Origin of the sequence: Sphingomonas sp. So64.6b, from assembly GCF_014171475.1 — a bacterium.
GTDB classification, from domain to species: domain Bacteria; phylum Pseudomonadota; class Alphaproteobacteria; order Sphingomonadales; family Sphingomonadaceae; genus Sphingomonas; species Sphingomonas alpina_A.
Genome location: NZ_CP048817.1, coordinates 237734 through 256688, shown reverse-complemented (window position 1 = coordinate 256688; position 18955 = coordinate 237734). Strand labels below are relative to the sequence as shown.

At 64.1% G+C, this 18955-nt stretch carries 17 protein-coding genes; 8 read left to right on the top strand and 9 right to left on the bottom strand.

Translation table 11 applies throughout. The features are described 5' to 3' along the window. The first annotated feature begins 144 nt into the window (after positions 1 to 144). The 5 genes from G4G27_RS01210 (at position 145) to G4G27_RS01190 (ending at position 5496) form a co-directional block, all read left to right on the top strand. Positions 145 to 687: a 2Fe-2S iron-sulfur cluster-binding protein gene (locus G4G27_RS01210; protein ID WP_183111392.1), complete on the top strand. Its 543-nt coding sequence runs from the start codon at positions 145 to 147 to the stop codon at positions 685 to 687. Beyond that, complete coding sequence (locus tag G4G27_RS01205; RefSeq protein WP_183111391.1) at positions 684 to 1676, top strand: xanthine dehydrogenase family protein subunit M; 993 nt, start codon at positions 684 to 686, stop codon at positions 1674 to 1676. Before G4G27_RS01210 ends, G4G27_RS01205 begins: the two co-directional genes overlap by 4 nt. Then, a complete protein-coding gene (locus G4G27_RS01200) occupies positions 1673 to 3877 on the top strand; it encodes a xanthine dehydrogenase family protein molybdopterin-binding subunit (protein ID WP_183111389.1) in 2205 nt (734 codons plus the stop codon). The genes G4G27_RS01205 and G4G27_RS01200 overlap by 4 nt, the downstream gene beginning before the upstream one ends. Before the next feature lie 69 nt (positions 3878 to 3946). Further along, positions 3947 to 4870, top strand: coding sequence for an XdhC family protein (locus tag G4G27_RS01195; RefSeq protein WP_183111387.1), 924 nt, complete (start codon positions 3947 to 3949; stop codon positions 4868 to 4870). Positions 4871 to 4890: 20 nt separating this feature from the next. Beyond that, positions 4891 to 5496, top strand: coding sequence for a nucleotidyltransferase family protein (locus G4G27_RS01190; RefSeq protein ID WP_183111385.1), 606 nt, complete (start codon positions 4891 to 4893; stop codon positions 5494 to 5496). On the opposite strand, the gene G4G27_RS01185 is transcribed toward G4G27_RS01190, so the two are convergent. From G4G27_RS01185 to G4G27_RS01170, 4 genes are read right to left on the bottom strand one after another with little or no spacing between them, the layout of a single operon-like run. Then, positions 5487 to 6695, bottom strand: coding sequence for an ABC transporter permease (locus G4G27_RS01185; protein ID WP_183111383.1), 1209 nt, complete (start codon positions 6693 to 6695; stop codon positions 5487 to 5489). The two genes, G4G27_RS01190 and G4G27_RS01185, sit on opposite strands and share 10 nt — an antisense overlap. A gap of 50 nt (positions 6696 to 6745) precedes the next feature. Further along, a complete protein-coding gene (locus G4G27_RS01180) occupies positions 6746 to 7489 on the bottom strand; it encodes an ABC transporter ATP-binding protein (protein WP_183111382.1) in 744 nt (247 codons plus the stop codon). Further along, positions 7479 to 8873, bottom strand: coding sequence for an efflux RND transporter periplasmic adaptor subunit (locus G4G27_RS01175; protein WP_183111380.1), 1395 nt, complete (start codon positions 8871 to 8873; stop codon positions 7479 to 7481). The genes G4G27_RS01180 and G4G27_RS01175 overlap by 11 nt, the downstream gene beginning before the upstream one ends. Positions 8874 to 8876: 3 nt before the next feature. Continuing rightward, positions 8877 to 10346, bottom strand: coding sequence for an efflux transporter outer membrane subunit (locus tag G4G27_RS01170; RefSeq protein ID WP_244624506.1), 1470 nt, complete (start codon positions 10344 to 10346; stop codon positions 8877 to 8879). A gap of 136 nt (positions 10347 to 10482) precedes the next feature. Here G4G27_RS01170 and G4G27_RS01165 point away from each other — a divergent pair, with 136 nt between their 5' ends. The 3 genes from G4G27_RS01165 (at position 10483) to G4G27_RS01155 (ending at position 12284) form a co-directional block, all read left to right on the top strand. Then, complete coding sequence (locus G4G27_RS01165; RefSeq protein ID WP_183111378.1) at positions 10483 to 11025, top strand: hypothetical protein; 543 nt, start codon at positions 10483 to 10485, stop codon at positions 11023 to 11025. Positions 11026 to 11168: 143 nt separating this feature from the next. Continuing rightward, positions 11169 to 11528: a hypothetical protein gene (locus tag G4G27_RS01160; protein WP_183111376.1), complete on the top strand. Its 360-nt coding sequence runs from the start codon at positions 11169 to 11171 to the stop codon at positions 11526 to 11528. 261 nt (positions 11529 to 11789) lie between these two features. After that, entirely contained in the window at positions 11790 to 12284 is a 495-nt protein-coding gene (locus G4G27_RS01155; RefSeq protein ID WP_183111374.1) for a helix-turn-helix domain-containing protein, read from the top strand. A 17-nt stretch (positions 12285 to 12301) separates the two neighbouring features. Here the strand turns inward: G4G27_RS01155 and G4G27_RS01150 are convergent, their stop codons facing one another. The 5 genes from G4G27_RS01150 to G4G27_RS01130 form a co-directional block, all read right to left on the bottom strand. Continuing rightward, the gene (locus G4G27_RS01150) at positions 12302 to 14320 is read right to left on the bottom strand and encodes an acetyl/propionyl/methylcrotonyl-CoA carboxylase subunit alpha (RefSeq protein ID WP_183111372.1); all 2019 of its coding nucleotides are present in this window, start codon (positions 14318 to 14320) and stop codon (positions 12302 to 12304) included. 403 nt (positions 14321 to 14723) lie between these two features. Next, positions 14724 to 15095: a lysozyme inhibitor LprI family protein gene (locus tag G4G27_RS01145; protein WP_183111370.1), complete on the bottom strand. Its 372-nt coding sequence runs from the start codon at positions 15093 to 15095 to the stop codon at positions 14724 to 14726. Further along, positions 15086 to 16126 (bottom strand): biotin synthase BioB, encoded by a 1041-nt coding sequence (gene bioB, locus G4G27_RS01140; protein ID WP_183111368.1) that lies wholly within the window; start codon positions 16124 to 16126, stop codon positions 15086 to 15088. Before bioB ends, G4G27_RS01145 begins: the two co-directional genes overlap by 10 nt. A gap of 77 nt (positions 16127 to 16203) precedes the next feature. Then, complete coding sequence (gene scpA, locus G4G27_RS01135) at positions 16204 to 18357, bottom strand: methylmalonyl-CoA mutase (protein ID WP_183111367.1); 2154 nt, start codon at positions 18355 to 18357, stop codon at positions 16204 to 16206. Further along, positions 18357 to 18953, bottom strand: a complete 597-nt coding sequence (locus G4G27_RS01130) for a histidine phosphatase family protein (protein ID WP_202049645.1) — start codon at positions 18951 to 18953, stop codon at positions 18357 to 18359. The genes scpA and G4G27_RS01130 overlap by 1 nt, the downstream gene beginning before the upstream one ends. Between the last annotated feature and the right edge of the window lie 2 nt (positions 18954 to 18955).

Here is an 18955-nt window from a genome sequence, read left to right as displayed (position 1 = left end):
GCCGCCGGATGCCAGCAGCACGAAGAGACAAGCCGCGACAAAGCGGTTGCAGTACACAGCGATAAAAGATTTCATTACGCTACCGATCCTGGATACCGATTTCATCAAACGCGTTAATCCGACTTCGAACAAGGCGTGATTCCCATGCATTTCACCATTAACGGCAAGGTCCACACCGCCGAGCCGGACATTCGTGCCTCGCTGCTCGACCTGTTGCGCGAACATCTTGGCCTGATCGGCACCAAAAAGGGCTGCGACCATGGCCAGTGTGGCGCATGCACGGTGATCGTCAACGGGCGGCGGATCAATTCCTGTCTCACGCTCGCGGTGATGCACCAGGAAGATGACATATTGACGATCGAAGGGCTGGGCAGCGCCGATGATCTGCATCCAATGCAATCGGCATTTATTCGCCACGACGGTTATCAATGCGGTTATTGCACGCCAGGGCAGATCTGCTCGGCGGTGGCGATGCTCGACGAGGTCAGGAAGGGCTGGCCAAGCCATGCCAGCGGCGACCTGACCGATATCGAACTGACCGATGCCGAGATATCCGAACGGATGAGCGGCAATATCTGCCGCTGCTCGGCTTATCCCAACATCGTCGATGCGATTCGTGAAGTATCCGGTCGCGAAGTATCCGGGCTCTCGCCCGCTGGCCGTGAAGTCGCCGGAACAGACGCATGAAGATTTTCGAATATGCCAAGGCAGACAGCCCCGAAGCGGCAGTCGCTGATATCGGCGCAGGCACCAAATTCATCGCCGGCGGCACCAATTTGCTCGACCTGATGAAGCTGCAGATCGAGACGCCCGACAAACTCGTCGATATCTCCCGGCTCGACCTGGCGGCGATCGAGGACACTGCCGATGGCGGCGTGTCGATCGGCGCGCTTGTACCGAATAGCGACCTCGCTGCCGACCGGCGGATCATAGCGGGTTATCCAGTGCTAAGCCGTGCGCTGCTCGCCGGCGCCTCGGGACAGTTGCGCAACAAGGCGACGACTGGCGGCAATCTGCTGCAACGGACGCGCTGCTATTATTTCTACGACACCGCGATGGCGTGCAACAAACGCGCCCCCGGTTCGGGCTGTTCGGCGATCGGTGGATTCAACCGAATCCTCGCGATCCTCGGCACGAGCGAGCAATGCATCGCGACTCATCCGAGCGATATGGCGGTGGCGATGCGCGCGCTGGATGCGACGATCGTCACATTGAAGCCGGACGGTGACAAGCGCCGGATCGCGATCGGCGACTTCTATCGCCTGCCCGGCGACACGCCGCAGATCGAGACCGTGCTTAAGCCCGGCGAACTGATCACGCATGTCGAGTTGCCGCCGCCACCCAAAGGCGCGCAACTCTATCGCAAAGTGCGCGACCGGGCGTCCTATGCCTTTGCGTTGGTGTCGCTGGCCGGTATCATATCGGTCGAGAACGGCAAGATTTCCGTCGCGGCGCTTGCCTTTGGCGGGCTCGGGCCGATGCCCTGGCGCGATGCGGCGGTCGAGGCGGCGCTCATCGGCCAGCCGCCGTCCACAGCGACGTTCGAGGCGGCGGCCGACGCGCTGCTTGCCGATGCGCGAGGTTTCGGATCGAACGACTTCAAGATACCACTAACGCGCCGTCTGCTCATTGCCTGCCTGCGCGACCTGACGGATGCTCCGGGGAACGCGCGATGACCGCATTCAAGATGGACGCCGACCATGCCGGTCTGGCGATGGATCGCGGCGTGCAGGGTGTGCTCGGCAAAGGCATCGACCGGGTCGAGGGTGTGCTCAAGGTCATGGGCGCAGCGACCTATGGTTATGAACATCAACTCGAAAATGTAGCCTATGGCTATCTGATCACCGCACCGGTCGCCAAGGGCAAGGTAATCGGCTTCGATATCGCGGCGGCACGGGCAATGCCCGGCGTACTCGAGATCATCATCGACGATCAGCGCGTCGCGCGCCAGGCGGCGAGCTTCGTCACGGCGGCCAATGGCAATGAGGCGGTTGATCATTTCGATCAGGTACTCGGCGCCGCGATCGCGACAAGCTTCGAGGCTGCACGCGCCGCAGCTCGTGCGGTACGAGTCGAGATTGCCGCCGAGGACGGCCGGTTCGACACGATGGCAGACATTGCCAAAGCAAGCGGACCGCCAAAGGAGTCGCGTCTGCAGGATGTGGCCAAGGGCGATATCGACGCGGCAATGGCCGTGGCCGACGTCACCGTGGATCAACTCTACAGCACGCCGAACCAGGTCCATGCCGCAATGGAACCGCACGCTTCGATCGCGACCTGGGAAGATGGCAAGCTGACACTCTATTCGAGCCTGCAGATCCTCAACGTCGCCAAACCCGTACTGGCCAAGGCGGTCGGCATCGCCCCCGCCAATGTCCGCATCATTTCGCCCTATATCGGCGGCGGATTCGGCGGGAAGATGCTCGGGCCCGAAGCTGTGATGGCGGCAATCGCGTCGCAGCGCCTTGGCCGGCCGGTCAAGATCGCGATGGCGCGCGCGCAGCTGTTCCATAACGTCTATCGCCGCACCGATACGCATCAGCGCATCCGCCTCGCCGCCGGTGCCGATGGTCGCCTGACCGCGATCGGCCATGACAATGTGGTGAGCCAGGGGCCGGATGGCGGTTTCATGGAGCCGGTCGCGCTCGGCACGATCGCGCTTTATGCGGCTGCAACGCGGCACTTCAGCCACAAGGTGGTCACGCTCGACATGGTGCAGGCGGGCGCGGTGCGTGCGCCGGGCGAAGCGGTCGGCATGCTCGCGCTGGAAACCGCGATCGACGAAATGGCCGAACAGCTTGGCCGCGACCCGATCGATTTCCGCAAGCTCAACGAACCCGAGGTCGATCCGACCACCGGCGCGCCCTTCTCGACCAGGCGGCTGGTCGAATGCCTCGACGAAGGCGCGAAGCGTTTCGGCTGGACACAGCGCGAAGCAACGCCAGGATCGGTGCGCGACGGCGAATGGCTGGTCGGCATGGGCGTGGCAGCGGCGGTGCGCATCAACCTGCTGATCGATTCCGAAGCACGCGTGACGCTGGGCGTCGATGGCCGCGCGACGGTCGAAACCGACATGACCGATATCGGCACCGGCACCTACACGATCCTGTCGCAGATCGCCGGCGAGTCACTTGGCCTCCCGGTGCACTGCGTCGATGTGAAGCTGGGCGATACCGATCTGCCGCCGGGCTCCGGCTCGGGCGGATCGTTCGGCGCCGCGAGTGCCGGCTCGTCCGTTGCGCTCGCGTGCGAGGACATCGTCGCCGAACTGGCCAACCGCATGAAAGCCAGGCCGGAAGACATGACGCTGAAGGACGGTCACGCGATCGCCGGCAATCGCCGCGTGTCGCTCGACCAACTGGTTGGCGACGCGCCGATCGTCGCGACCGGCAAGATCAGCCAGGGCAGCAATGCGCGCACGTTCAGCCAGGCGGCACACGGCGCGCAATTCGCCGAGGTCGGCGTCAACGCGGTGACCGGCGAAGTCCGCGTGCGGCGCATGCTCGGCGTGTTCGAGGCGGGCCGCATCCTCAATGCCAAGACCGCACGCAGCCAGGCGATCGGCGGGATGATCTGGGGCATCGGTTATGCGCTGATGGAAGATGCCGTGCTCGACAAACGATACGGCCAGTTCGTCAATCACGATCTCGGCGAATATCATGTGCCGGTCCATGCCGATGTGCCGCATCTCGACGTGCATTTCATCGAGGATATCGACCATCACGCCAATCCGATCGGCGTAAAGGGGTTGGGCGAGCTGACCATTTCGGGCGCGGGCGCGGCGGTGACCAACGCGATCTACAATGCCTGTGGCGTGCGGGTGCGCGAGTTTCCGATGACGCTGGACAAGATATTGGCAGGCTTGCCGCCGGTTTGATTTAACGCGTCACGCGCGCTCCCCGGTCGTTTCGAGCGGACCGCCGGTGAATGAAATGAGAAATAGCTGATGGCCGATAACGATTCCGTCCTGACCGCCGCCGGCACCTGGAAAGGCGCACCGATGGCGCTCGCCACGGTCGTCTCGACTTGGGGCTCCGCACCGCGCCCCCGCGGCAGCCATATGCTGGTTCATGCCGATGGCCGGTTCGAGGGCTCAGTCTCGGGCGGCTGCGTCGAGAGCGATATCCTTGCCACCGCCGCTGATGTGATCGCCGGCGCACCTTTCGTGGTGAAGAACTATGGCGTCGAGGACGCCGCCGCATGGGAAGTCGGCCTGCCGTGCGGCGGACAGATCGCGGTGATGGTGCAGCCGGTATCGGCGACCGGGTTCGACCCCGAACTGTTCGACCGCATCGCCGAAGCCCGTGATGCGGGCAAGGCGCTGAACGTCGCGACCGACCTCGACAGCGGGACAAGTTCGCTGCGCGAGATCGAGGGCGCCGCGTTCGTCAATCGCTACGATCCGCCGCGCCGCCTGTTGATCATCGGCGCGGTGCAGATCGCCCAAGCGCTGGCCGGCCTGGCGCGCGAACTCGGCATCGACACGGTGGTGATCGATCCGCGCGCGCGTTTCCTCACCGAAGAGCGCTTCCCCGGCGTGACGCTCGACGATCGCTGGCCCGACGAGGCGGTGACCGCTTACGCGCCCGGTCCGTCGACTGCCGTGGTGACGCTCAGCCACGACACCAAGATCGACGACCCCGCACTGATCGCGGCGCTGGCGACCAATGCCGCCTATGTCGGTGCGCTCGGCTCGAGGCGCAGCCATGCCGCACGGCGCGAACGGCTCGCGGCGACCGGACTGGGCGAGGCCGATCTCGACCGGATCGATGCACCGGTCGGCCTTGATATCGGGGCGATCGGCCCGGCCGAGATCGCGCTGTCGATCGCCGCGGCGATGGTCGGAGCCTTCAACGCACCACGGCGTTAGCACATGAACAGGAGAGATTGATGATCCCCGTCAACCGCACCGTTCTGATTCTGCTCGCCGCTGGCCGGTCGCTGCGGTTTGGCGACAAGGACAAGCTGGAGCAGGAATTCCTGCATAAGCCACTCGCCTTCCACGTCGTCACCGCGCTGGAAAGCGTGCCGTTTCTCGGCCGCATCGCGGTGACCAGCCATACCAAATTGGACTTCGCGTCGCGCGGCTACCGGGTCGTTCCCAACGATACGCCGAAGGGCAATTTGTCGAGTTCGATCCGCCTCGGCGTCGCGGCCGCGCGCGAACTGGAACCTGAGGCGGTGTTGTTCGCGCTGGCCGACATGCCGCGTGTTACCGCCTCCCTCATCCACAGCCTGCTCGAGGTCGCCGATGGCCGCGACGCGGTGGTCGCGTCGAGCGACGGAAGACACCCCCGTCCGCCCGCCGTATTCGGTATCGATCAGTGCGAAGCCTTACTGGCCTTGCAAGGCGACTACGGCGCACGCGAGATGGTTCGCGCTGGCAAACATGTCGTCGCCCCGGTCAACGAACTGATCGATATCGACACACCCGAAGATCTGGAGCGGCTGCGTGCGCTCGTTCGTCCTATTCGTGACGTCCCGCCTTATTCGTGACGGAGCGCGTCGATCGGATTGAGCGCCGCCGCACGCCGCGCCGGGAAATATCCGAACACCACGCCGATCACCGCCGAAATACCGAACGCGATCAAATTGATCTGCGGCACGAAGATCCAGTCGACCTTCATCACCGGCGCGAGCGAGACCACCGCGATCTGCGCGACCACCAGACCGATCAAGCCGCCCATCATCGACAGCGCCACCGCCTCGACCAGGAATTGCAGCAACACCTCACCCGCGACCGCGCCGATCGCGAGCCGGATGCCGATCTCGCGCGTGCGCTCGGTCACCGACACCAGCATGATGTTCATGATGCCGATCCCGCCGACGATCAGGCTGATCGCCGCGACCGCCGTGACGATCCCGGTGAGCAAGGTCGTCGTACCGGTCAGCGTGTCGGAAATCTGCTTGGTATCGAAGATGTTGAAGTCGTCGTCCTTCGATCCCGTAATGTTGCGGCGTTCGCGCAAAAGATCGCTGATCGCGGCCTGGACGGTGGCGGTCGAATAAGCCTGATCGACCCCGACCAGCATCAGGCGGATATCCTGCGTACCGGTGAAGCGCCGCTGCACGGTCTTGATCGGCATGATCACGACATCGTCCTGATCGCCGCCAAACCCCGCCTGGCCACGCGTCGAGAGCACCCCGATCACATCGCACGAGATACCGCCGAGCCGGATGCGCCGCCCGACGCTGCGCCCACCGCGGAACAGGTTGGTTTGCACGGTGGTGCCGATGATGCACACCGACTTGCCCGCCTGCTCCTCCGCCGGGGTGAACAACCGGCCGGTGGTCAGCGGCCAGGGCTGGACCTGGAAATAGGCCGAGGTCGTGCCGTTGATCGTGGTCGACCAGTTCGCGCCTTCATAGATTGCGGTGGCGGTCGATTGCGCTTGCGGCGCAACCGCAGTGACACCGGCGATCTGGCGCGTGATCGCCTCGACATCGCGCTGATCGAAGTCGGGCGGACGCGGCCCGCCGCCACCGCGGCCGAATCCCTGACCCGGCCGGATCTGCAGGATATTGGTGCCGAGTGCGGCGATCTGCTTCTGCACTGCGGCGGTCGTCGCCTGGCCAAGCGTGACCATCGTCACCACCGCCGCGACACCGATGATGATGCCGAGCGCGGTCAGGATCGAGCGCAGCTTGTGGCGCATGATCGACCGGATCGCGAGAAGGAAGGTGGTTCCGAGCATTATGGTCTCCTCCCCTCCCGCACGCGGGAAGGGGGAAGGAAAACCATTCATCACGACACCGCCTCGCCCTGGCGGTGTTGCGCCTCGATGCGCTCGACCAGCCCGTCCTTGAAATGCACCACGGTGCGCGCGAAAGCGGCCATGTCGGGTTCGTGCGTCACCATCAGCACGGTGATGTCGTTGTCGCGGTTGAGACCGCTGAGCAATTCCATGATCTCGACCGAGCGTTCGGAATCGAGGTTGCCGGTCGGTTCGTCGGCCAGCAGCACATCGGGTGAGGTGACGATCGCGCGGGCGATCGCGACACGCTGTTGCTGACCGCCGGACAATTCGGCCGGGGTATGATCCCACCACTCGGCCAGCCCGACCTTGTCAAGCGCGGCCATCGCCGCATCATGGCGCGCCTTTTTGGCATCGCCGCGATAAAGCAGGGGCAGCTCGACATTCTCCAATGCGCTGGTGCGGGCAAGCAGGTTGAAACCCTGGAATACGAAACCGAGATATTTGCGCCGCAGCAGCGCGCGCTGGTCGCGGTCGAGCGTCTCGACATGATGGCCGCGAAACTCGAACGTCCCGCCGGTCGGCACATCGAGGCAGCCGAGGATATTCATCGTCGTCGACTTGCCCGATCCCGACGCACCCATCACCGCGACGAAATCGCCCGCCTGGATGTCGAGATCGATACCTTTCAGCGCCTGGAACGCGGTCGCACCCTCGCCATAGGTCTTGGTGACGCCGCGCAGCCGGATCAGCGGCTGGGGGCCAACGTTATTGGCTGAAAGTTTACTGGCCACTTGCAGCGCCACCCGACGCGCCTTGGCGACGACGCTGGCCACCGCCGCTGCGCGACGACGCCTTGTCGCCGCTTGCCAGCTGGCCGGTGATCACTTCCATGCCCGGCTTCAGGTCGCCGCCGGTGACTTCGGTGACCGATCCATTGGTTTCGCCGGTGGTGATGTCAATCGCCTTGGGCTGTCCGGTCTCGTCCTTGATATAGACGGTCTGATGGCCACCGCGCTCGATTTTCGCGGTGCGCGCGCCACCACCACCGCCACCGCCGCGACGCGGGCGGGATGGGACGAGTGCGCCGGCGATCCCGCCACTGCTGCTCGCAGCGGGGGTGCCGCTTGTATCGGGTTTGAAGCGCAGCGCGGCGTTGGGGACGAGTAGGACATTGCTCTTCGCCGTCGTGACGATGTCGGCGGTGGCGGTCATGCCCGGGCGCAGCTCGAGCTTGGGATTGGCCACGCTCAGCGTCGCGCCATAAGACACCACTTGCGCGGTGGTCGTACTCGCAGTCGTCGTGGTGGTCTGCGCGCTCAGGTTCGAGCCGAGATCGACGCGGGTGATGTCGGCGGGGAAGGTCTGGCCCGGAAAGGCATCGACGGTGAAGGTCGCCTTCTGCCCCTGCTTGACCGAGCCGACATCGGCTTCGTCGATCGCGACTTCGAGCTTCATCGCCGACAGATCCTCGGCGATGACGAACAAGGTCGGCGTGCTGAACGATGCGGCGACGGTCTGGCCGGGCTCGATCTGGCGCGCGAGGACGACGCCGTTGACCGGCGAGCGGATCACCGTCTTCACCAGCTGTGTCGCGTTGGACGACAGCGTCGCCTGAGCCGATTGGACATTGGCCTGTGCGGCACGGAGATTGGCGACCGCGCGCGAGCGATCGGCGATCGCCTGCTCCATCTCGGTCTTGGCGGGCACGCGACCGCCCGACAACCGGCTGACCTCCTGCAGGCGCGCAAGCTGCGCGCTCGACTGGGACAGTGTCGCTTGCGCCTGCGCCACGGCGGCGACATTGGCGGCAAGCGCGGCCTTGCTCTGGTTGACCGTATCCTGGAAGCGCGAGGGATCGACCAGCGCAAGCGGCTGACCGACCACGACCCGGTCGTTGACGTCGACCACCACCTTGGTGACCAGGCCGGACAGTTCCGAGCCGACCTGCACCTGGTTGGTCGGGGCGAGTTTGCCGGTGGCCGACACCGTCACCTGGAACGAGCCCTGCGCGACCTTTTCGGTCGTGTAATCGGGCGTACCGCCACCACCGAAATAGCTTCTGGCCGCCAGCGCCAGCAGGATCACGCCGATCGCGATCAGCACCCATTTCAAATAGCGCTGCCAGGCCGGCTGCGGCTTGGCGCCGAGGAATTCGTCGAGATTGCTGTCGGCCATGGCTTATTCCTGGGGGGCTTGCGGGGTTTCGGTGCTGTTCCAGCCACCGCCCAGCGCGAGATAGAGTTGCACCAGCGCCTGCGCCTGATCGGCCTTTGCGCCCGCCAGACCATTCTGCGCGGACAGCAATGAGCTTTCCGAACCGTTGAGCGTGGTGATGTCGGTCAGGCCGGCACGATATTGGCTGCGCGCCAGGATCGCGGCATTGTTCGACGCGTCGAGCTGGATCGCGAATTCGCGCTGACGCGCCTTTGCGGTATCGAGCGCGGTCAGCGCATTCTCGACATCCTCCAGCGATGTCAGCACGGTCGATTTATATGCCGCGAATGCTCCATCGGCGGCCGCCTTGCGCGCGCGCACTACCGAGCGATTACGCCCGCCATCGAAGATCGTCTGCGCGATGTTGGCGAACAGTCGGCCGGTGATGACATCGGCGAGCGAGCTGAGCACGCCGGCATTGGTGCTGATGCTGCCGCCGATATTGAGTGCGGGGTAAAGCTGCGCCTCGGCCACGCCGATCTGCGCGGTCGCGACGGCGAGATTGCGTTCGGCGGCGCGGACATCGGGACGCTGGCGGATGATGTCGGCGGGCAGGCCGACCGGCACGGCCATGGGCCCGATCGGAATCGGCGCGGTCGCCGCCAGTTCGGTCTTGAGCGAACCCGGCGCCTGGCCGGTCAATACGCCGAGCCGGTTCGCCGCTTGCTGGAAACTCTGTTCGAGCGACGGCACTTGCGCCGCGGTCTGTGCCCGCTGCGCGCGTGCCTGTTCGCTATCGAGTGATGACACGAGCCCCGCCTGGACGCGGAAGCCGGCGATTTCGAGATTGTCGTCCTGGATCGCGAGCGAGGCGCGGGCGATGGCGAGATTGGCTTGCGCCGAACGCGCGAGGATATAGTTGCGCGCCACTTCCGACGCGATCGAGGTCTGCACCGTGGCGAGGTCGAAGCCGCTCGCTTCATAAGTGCCGCGTGCCGCCTCGATCGAACGCCTTACCCCGCCGAATATGTCGGCCTGATAGGACACGTCGCCCGACACGGAATAGCTCTGGTTGACGATCCCGGCATCGGTGACGTTGCCGAAACTCTGCCCTTTCAGGTTGAAAGTGCGCGAATAGCCCGCCGATGCACCGACCTGCGGCAGGAGATCGGCGCGCGACTGGACCAGCCCTTCGCGTGCCTGGCGCAGGCGCGATAATGCCTGGGCAATATCGAGATTGTCGCGCCGCGCGCGATCGACGATCGAGTCGAGCAGCGGATCGTTGAAACTGGTCCACCAGGTCGTAATGTCGGGCAACGCCCCCGTTGGCGCCGGCGTCGAATAAGTCCCGGGTACGCCGAGCGACGCTGTGGCCGGTGGCCTGTAGTTCGGGCCAACCGCGCAAGCCTGAAGTGGCAGGGCGATGACGAACAGAAGAGAGATGCGCGAACTGACCATGCTGCTCAAATGGTCGTGGTGCGGCTTTTGGTCCATCGTTTTATTGTCGCAATTTGTCGCTTGCCCAGATGTGAACGGTTTAAAAATGCCCCGCTAAGGCAGTAGCTGTGCGATCTTATTCACTTGCAAATTGCCGATCGAACTTTAGGTTTTATATGATCGGGGCGGAATTATGATGATCCTAACAGCATGGGCGGCGCTAGCCGTTGTTCCCGTTTGGCTGACGGCACCCCAAGGCTCATCAATCGAGCCCGGAACTAGCGTCGATACTGAGGCATGTCGCCTGATTCCTCCCGATACGGCGATCGAGATCGAAGTCGTCGATGCGGTTCAATCCCGGACGGCGAAGATCGGCGACAAATTCACCATTCGGCTGTCGGCACCGCTTGTCATCGACGGAAAGGCTCTCCTGCCCGTAGGAACGCCGGGCATTGGCGAAGTCATTCACGCAACACATGTGCGATTCATGACCAACAAGCCCGGCGAGCTCATCGTCGCCGCACGTTATCTCAACCTCAAGGATGCACGACTCCCGTTGCGGGGATTGCGCATCAATCGCGCCGGTATCAATGGCTACGTCTATTCGTCCGTGGCTGGTCCGATCGCCATTGCTAACAACACGGACATTCCCGCCGGCAGCACAGCCGTAGCAAAGGTGGCAGGGAGTTGTGTCGTCACACCCGGCATCGCAGAGCAACAGGGGTTTAAGAAGTGAGACTTCCGTCCGTCGTGATTCCGCTACTGATACTCGCCGCCCCTGCCTCAGCGCAAAGTTCGAAAGCCGCAGACCAATCCGGGACCACTGCGCAATCTGTCTCCGCGAATGCCGCGCCCCAATCGGCGGCCAAAATAGCCGGGATGTTTGATCCTCCACCGGTGAACAAAGGTCAGGTCATCTTCTATCGCGCTGGCGGCCCGCCCTTGGCGTTGGGTTGCATGGTTCGCGAAGGCGAACGCGCGGCCGAAACCCGTCTCTCGAAGCTGACTAAGGACCGGTATTTTGTCCACTATGCCGACCCAGGCACGCATCAATACTGGGCAAAGAATCTGTCCAAAGACGCCGTCAACCTGGAGATTGAAGCCGGCGAAACCTATTTCGTCAAATGCGAAATCGCCGTTGGGCTGATGTCCAGCAATCCCAACCTATCGCCCTCGGACATAGCAGAGTTCGAGAGCGTCAAGGACAAACTTGAGCCGATGGCCAATCCCAGCGGCTGAAGTTGGACATGGCGACAATCATTCAGCGCCCCGTCGTGAGAAAACGGGCGGCGAGAATTGTGGAACACAACATTCATCTTGCCGATAAGATTATTTCGCCAATACCTTAATTCAGATAAACTATTGAGTTTTATGCCTTAATTGACTAATCCGGCATCTAAGATATGCGACAATCCGGTGTCCCATATCTCTGCCGACCATTTATGTCTGCCCTGTGCGGATCGATTCAACCACTATTCCGGCTCCGCTATCGCGACCGGCATGGAAACTCGCCCCTCGACCTTCAAACCCGCTTACATCCGCCAGGCTCGCGAGCTTTACGCCGAGGGCCTGACCGATCGCGAGCTCGCCGCAGCGTTCGGGGTCTCGCGCAGCACGATCTTCCGCTGGCGCGCCGCGCACCCTGAGTTCGCCGAGGCGACAAGGCTCGGCAAGGAGGTTGCCGACGATCGCGTCGAGCGAGCGCTCTACGAACGAGCGATCGGCTATGAGGAGGAGGCGGTCAGCGTATCACTACCGGCCGGCGCGAAGGAGCCGGTGATCGTGCGCTACAAGCGGGAAGTCCGCGCCGATGTCACCGCGGCACACCAGTGGCTGCGCGCGCGGCGCCCCGCGGTCTGGGCCTGCCCCACCCCGCCGCCTGAGGAGGATACCAATATCGCCGAAGAAATCCGCAAGGCGATGGAGCGGGTGGAGCGAATCGCGGGCTCGCGATCCTCCGGTCAGCCGCCGCATCTTGCATCCGGATCAGGCTGAATATGCCCGACAGGGCGTCACTCCATCTCCAGAATGACCTCATCCACGGCGAGGCTGTCACCCGGCTTGGCGTTGACCGACTTCACCGTGCCCGCTTTCTCGGCGCGCAGGATATTCTCCATTTTCATCGCCTCGACCACCGCAAGCGGCTGGCCGGCCTCGACCTTGTCTCCGGCACCGACGTCCAGCCGCATCAGCAGGCCGGGCATCGGGCAAAGCAGGAATTTCGACAGATCGGGCGGAATCTTGTCGATCAAATGCTGTGTGTAGGGCGCGACATGCGCCGGCAGGACCCGAGCAACGTGCGAAGCACCGCGCGCCGTCAGCTTGAAGCCGCCGCGTGTCCTGGCGATGCGCACCGAGAGGTCGTCCTCGCCGATCTCGGCATGCACAACGCGGTCGCCCGGCGTGTATTCGAGCGCGATGTCGAGATCCTCGCCATCGACGATGACGCCGTCTGTGGAGATCGACACATCATGCTCCGCGCCATCGATCCTGACCGACCAGTCGGCTGGCGGGCGCAAGCGCTTGCCGAGTTGCCCGTCGATACGACGCGCGCGGTCCGCTTCCGCCGTGGCGGCGAAGGCGGCGATTGCCGACAGGCTGCGCAACAGATCGGCATTGGCGGGCGCGCCGTGGAAACCGTCGGGATATTCCTCGGCGATAAAGCCGGTGGTGATCGCGCCCGAACGGAAGCGCGGATGCTGCATCAGTGCGGAGAGGAAATCGATATTGTTGCCGGGGCCATCGATCTCGAACTGGTCGAGCGCAGCGATTTGCAATTCAATCGCAGCTTCGCGCGTGCCGGCATGAGTGATCAGCTTGGCGATCATCGGGTCGTAGAACATCGACACTTCGCCGCCCTCGCGTACGCCGTCATCGACGCGGACATAGCCCGCCCCGTCCGGGTCGACCGTGCCATAGTCGGGCCGCGCATCCTCGGGCGGATTGTAGCGCACCAGCCGCCCGATCGAGGGCAGGAAACCGCGATACGGGTCTTCGGCATAGACGCGATTTTCGATCGCCCAGCCGGTCAGCGTGACGTCGTCCTGCGCAAAGCCGAGCGGCTCGCCGGCGGCAACGCGGATCATCAGTTCGACCAGATCGAGGCCAGTGATCGCTTCGGTTACCGGGTGTTCGACCTGCAGCCGTGTGTTCATTTCGAGGAAGTAGAAACCCTGCCCCGTCGTGTCGGCACCGGAGACGATCAGCTCGACCGTGCCGGCGGAATAATAGCCGACCGCACGCGCCAGCGCGACCGCCTGTTCGCCCATCGCCTTGCGCATGACTGGCGTGACGAAAGGCGACGGCGCTTCCTCGACGACCTTCTGGTGGCGGCGCTGGATCGAGCACTCACGCTCGCCGAGATAGACGATGTTGCCGTGCTGGTCGCCCATCACCTGAATTTCGATGTGGCGCGGGCTTTCGATGAACTTCTCGATGAACACGCGGTCGTCGCCGAAGCTGGCGAGCCCCTCGCGCTTGGTCGCTTCGAACCCTTCGCGGACATCTTGTTCGCTATAGGCAAGCCGCATGCCCTTGCCGCCACCGCCGGCCGAGGCTTTCATCATCACCGGATAGCCGATCTCGCCGGCGATCCTGACCGCATCGTCGGTATCGGCGATCTCGCCGAGGAAGCCGGGCACGACATTGACGCCCGCGGCCTTGGCGAGCTTCTTGGATTCGATCTTGTCGCCCATCGCCGCGATCGCGTTCGGCGGCGGCCCGACAAAGGCGATCCCCGCCTCTGCACAGGCTTTGGCGAAACTCTCGCGTTCGGACAGAAAGCCGTAACCGGGATGGATGCAGTCCGCGCCGGTTTCCTTGGCGGCAAGCAGGATCAGATCGGCGAGCAGATAGCTCTCACCCGCCGGCGGCGGCCCGAGCCGGACCGCCTCATCGGCCATCAGCACATGCGGCGCACGGGCATCCGCGTCGGAATAGACCGCCACGGTGGCGATACCCATCTTCTTGGCAGTGCGCATGACGCGGCAAGCGATTTCGCCGCGATTGGCGACGAGGATTTTCTTGAACATCTATGCAAGCTTCCGTCGAAAGGCAGCAACTGCCACCACCGTGTAAGTAATGAGAAACGCTCCAGCGATGGCCAGCGGTGATGGCCACGAAGCGGAGTCATGGTTGGCGGAAAGATCGCCCAGCACCAGGATGACGAGCAACCAACTCGCGGCAAGTACCAAGGCAAGTGCGACCAAGGTCCAGATTTTTGTGCTAGTGCGGTGCCGTCCAATGGCAGCGACTACCAGTGGCAAGACAAACGCCAACCACACACATCCGATAGCGGCAAGGCTCACCCCGCCGTCACCCGAATCAACTCAACACACTGCATCAGACGCAGTCCCCGCTTGGCAAACAGCGCGGGTTCGTGACCGGCATTGCCAGCGGTGAGCAAATTGTCGCCGATGAAGACCGGGATCGCCCTCACTTCCACACCAACCCGCGCAACTGCACGGTCCGAGCCTTGGTCAGCCGCTCCTTACACTGCGCCTGCGCCATCGGCTGGGCCGAGCCACCGGCGAACTGGCCGCCTTCGATCACGCATTGGGTGTCGCGGAACTTCAGCCAGGCGCGCTGGCTTGCCAGCAACGCGGGCGCATAACCGAATCCACCGCCGCGCGACCTGTCCTGCGCGTCGCGCCGCTTCATATACGCATAGGTCGCGTTCCACTGCCGGGTCATCTCCGCATCGGCGCGCTGCGCCGCACGGCCGGCGCATTGCGTTATGTCCGCCTGGGTTTGTGGGTTGGCGCAATTGGCAGGTGCGGCGGCGAGCAGCAGGGCGATCAGCAGCATGTCTTTTCCTGCCGCATCGGCTCTTCGCCCTGCATCGGCCGCAAGCCGAGCTTGGCGAACAGCGCGGCGTCGGCATCGTCGCCGGCATTGCCCGAGGTGAGCAGCTTGTCGCCGGTGAAGATCGAATTGGCACCGGCCATGAAGCACAACGCCTGGGTCGCATCGGACATGCTCTCGCGACCGGCCGACAAGCGCACCATGCTCATCGGCATGGTGATGCGCGCCACTGCAACGGTCCGGACGAACTCGATATCGTCGATCTTGGCGAGCGGCGTGTCGGCAAGCATGTTGCCGAGCACCGTGCCCTTGATCGGGATCAGCGCATTGACCGGCACGCTTTCCGGATGGCGCGGCAGTGTGGCGAGCGCATGGATGAAGCCGACCCGGTCGCTCCGCGTCTCACCCATGCCGACAATGCCGCCGCAGCACACGTTGATCCCCGCCTCGCGCACATTCTCCAACGTGTCGAGCCGGTCCTGAAAGGTCCGCGTGGTGATGATGTCGCCGTATTTCTCCGGCGCGGTGTCGATATTGTGGTTGTAGTAATCGAGCCCCGCATCGGCCAGTTGCTGCGCCTGATGCGGCTCGAGCATACCCAGCGTCATGCAGGTCTCCAGCCCCATCTGCCGCACGCCCTTCACCATCTCGATGATCGCGGGCATGTCGCGATCCTTGGGATTACGCCAGGCGGCGCCCATGCAGAAACGCTGCGACCCGGCATCGCGCGCCTGCGCCGCCGATTGCAGCACGGCACGGACGTCCATCAGCTTGGTCGCCTTGAGATCGGTCTCGGCGCTGGCGGACTGGTTGCAATAACCGCAGTCCTCGGGACAGCCGCCGGTCTTGATCGACAGGAGCGTGCAGAGCTGCACCTCGCCGGTCGCGTGATGCGCGGCGTGAGTCTGCGCGGCGCGCAGGACAAGGTCGGTGAATGGCAGGTCGAACAAGGCGGCGATTTCTTCGCGGGTCCAGTCGGTTCTCTGCTCCCCCTCCCGCTCGCGGGAGGGGGTTGGGGGGTGGGCTCCCGCCATCGTCGAATCGTCCGGCTGAGAGCGCGGGCCCACCCCTGGCCCCTCCCGCAAGCGGGAGGGGAGATCGATCGAATCACTCATTCCGCAGCTTCCTCTATCGGGGGCATATTGTGTCCGAGCAGCTTGAGCACTTCGCCCGCCGCATTGACCAGGTTGGTGCCCGGCCCGAAAATTCCCTGCACGCCCGCGTCGCGCAGATATTGATAATCCTGTGCCGGGATGACCCCGCCGGCGATCACCTTGATGTCGCTGCGCCCCGCGTCGCGCAGATGGCCGATCAGTTCGGGGATCAGCGTCTTGTGGCCCGCCGCCAGCGACGAAGCGCCGACCACGTCTACGTCCGAGCTGATCGCGAGATCCGCAGCCTCCTTGGGCGTCTGGAACAGCGGGCCGGGCACGACCTCGAAACCGAGATCGCCGAACGCCGAAGACACCAGATTGGCGCCGCGATCATGCCCATCCTGCCCCATCTTGGCGACGAGCAGACGCGGGCGACGGCCCTTGCGCTGCGTGAGCGATCCGACCCCGTCGAGCAGCCCCTGCCAGCGTTTGTCGAATTCATGCGCGCCACCATAGATTCCCGAGACCGGGGTCGGCTTGGTGCCATAGCGGCCGAACACATCTTCCATCGCCTGGCTGATCTCGCCAAGCGTCGCGCGTTGACGCGCCGCTTCGACCGCGAGACCGAGTACGTTTTCGGTACCGCGCGCGCCGTCACGCAGCGCGTCGAGCGCCGCTGCGCATTTTGCCTCGTCGCGGCCAGCCTTGGATTTCTTGATCCGGGCGATCTGCGATTCACGGACAGCGACATTGTCGACGTCGAGGATGTCGATATCGTCTTCCTCGGCGAGCTTGTACTTGTTGACGCCGACGATGACATCCTGCCCCATATCGACGCGCGCGGCGCGGCCTGCGCTCGCCTCTTCGATCATCGCCTTGGGCCAGCCGGCGGCGACCGCCTTGGCCATGCCGCCTTCGCTCTCGACGCGCTCGATGATCTCCCACGCCTTGTCGTAGAGTTCCTGCGTGAGGCTCTCGATATAATAGGAGCCGCCGAGCGGATCGACGACCTTGGTCATCCCCGTCTCTTCCTGGATCACGATCTGCGTGTTGCGCGCGATGCGGGCGGAGAAATCGGTCGGCAGCGCGATCGCTTCGTCGAGCGCGTTGGTGTGGAGGCTTTGCGTGCCGCCGAGCATCGCCGCCATCGCCTCGATGGTGGTGCGGATGACGTTGTTGTACGGGTCCTGCTCGGTCAGCGACACGCCGCTGGTCTGGCAATGCGTGCGCAGCATCTTCGAGCGCTCGTCCTTCGCGCCGAGATCGGTCATCACCCGGTGCCACAGTTTCCGCGCCGCGCGCAGTTTCGCGACTTCCATGAAGAAGTTCATCCCGATCGCGAAAAAGAAGGACAGCCGCCCGGCAAAGGCATCGAGGTTGAGCCCCGATGCCATCGCCGCTTTCGCGTACTCACGCCCGTCGGCGATGGTGAAGGCGAGTTCCTGGAGCTGCGTCGCCCCGGCTTCCTGCATGTGATAGCCGGAGATCGAGATCGAGTTGAACTTCGGCATGTGCCGCGACGTGTAGCCAATGATGTCCGAGATGATCCGCATGCTCGGTTCGGGCGGGTAGATATAGGTGTTGCGGACCATGAACTCCTTGAGGATGTCGTTCTGGATCGTGCCGTCGAGCAGTTCCTGAGGCACGCCCTGCTCCTCGCCCGCAACGATGAAGAAAGCGAGGATCGGGATCACCGCGCCGTTCATCGTCATCGACACGCTCATCTTGTCGAGCGGGATGCCGTCGAACAGGATCTTCATGTCGTCGATCGTGTCGATCGCGACGCCCGCCTTGCCGACATCGCCGGTCACGCGCGGATGGTCGCTGTCGTAGCCGCGGTGCGTGGCGAGATCGAACGCGACCGACAGCCCCTTCTGCCCGGCGGCGAGGTTGCGGCGATAGAATGCGTTGCTTGCCTCGGCGGTGGAGAAACCGGCATATTGACGGATCGTCCAGGGCCGACCGGCATACATCGATGCGCGCACCCCGCGCGTGAACGGCGCGAAACCGGGCAGGCCGGGATCGATCTCCGCCACATCCTCCGCCGTATAGAGCGGCTTGACCCTGATGCCCTCGGGCGTCGGCCAATTGAGATCCTTGCCTTTGACTTCCTTGGCGGCCGCGGCCTGCCATTGGTCGAGGGTGGGACCGCTGGTGGATTTGTCAGTCATCACGCAAGCTCTTCCATTGCCGTCCAGCCAAAGCGCGATGCCGAGAGATCCGCTTCGAACGCATGGACATTGCCGCCGCCAGGATGGCCGCCTGCCGCCGCCTGGTCGTGGCGCCGGTCGATCGGATCGCCTGCGATGGCGCATTTCAGCAGCGTGCCGACACCGCCATGGCCGACGAACAGGATCGTCTCGTCATCGGCACGGTCCGCGAGACTGCGCCGGACGGCGCGCGCGATCCGCGCCTGGGCATCAACCGCGCGCTCCCAGCCGCGAACGGACTGGGCGGGCTGCGCGAAGAACAGGTCGGCGGTCGCCTCGAACTCTTCGGGCGGCAGGAACCCGGTCGCGCTGCGATCATTCTCGTGCATGGCCGCAACCACCTCCACCGTGGCGCCGGTCATCGGGGCGAGCATCTCCGCCGTCTCGATCGCCTTGCGTTCACCGCTCGAGACGATGCGCCGAACACCGGTCAGCCAGCCCCGTCCGGCAAGCGCGGACAGCCGATCACGGCCAGCGTCCGACAAACCCCAATCGGGCACCGGTACCGCCGGATCGACACTGACCTCTGGGTGGGAAAGATAATAAGCGATCGCCACTA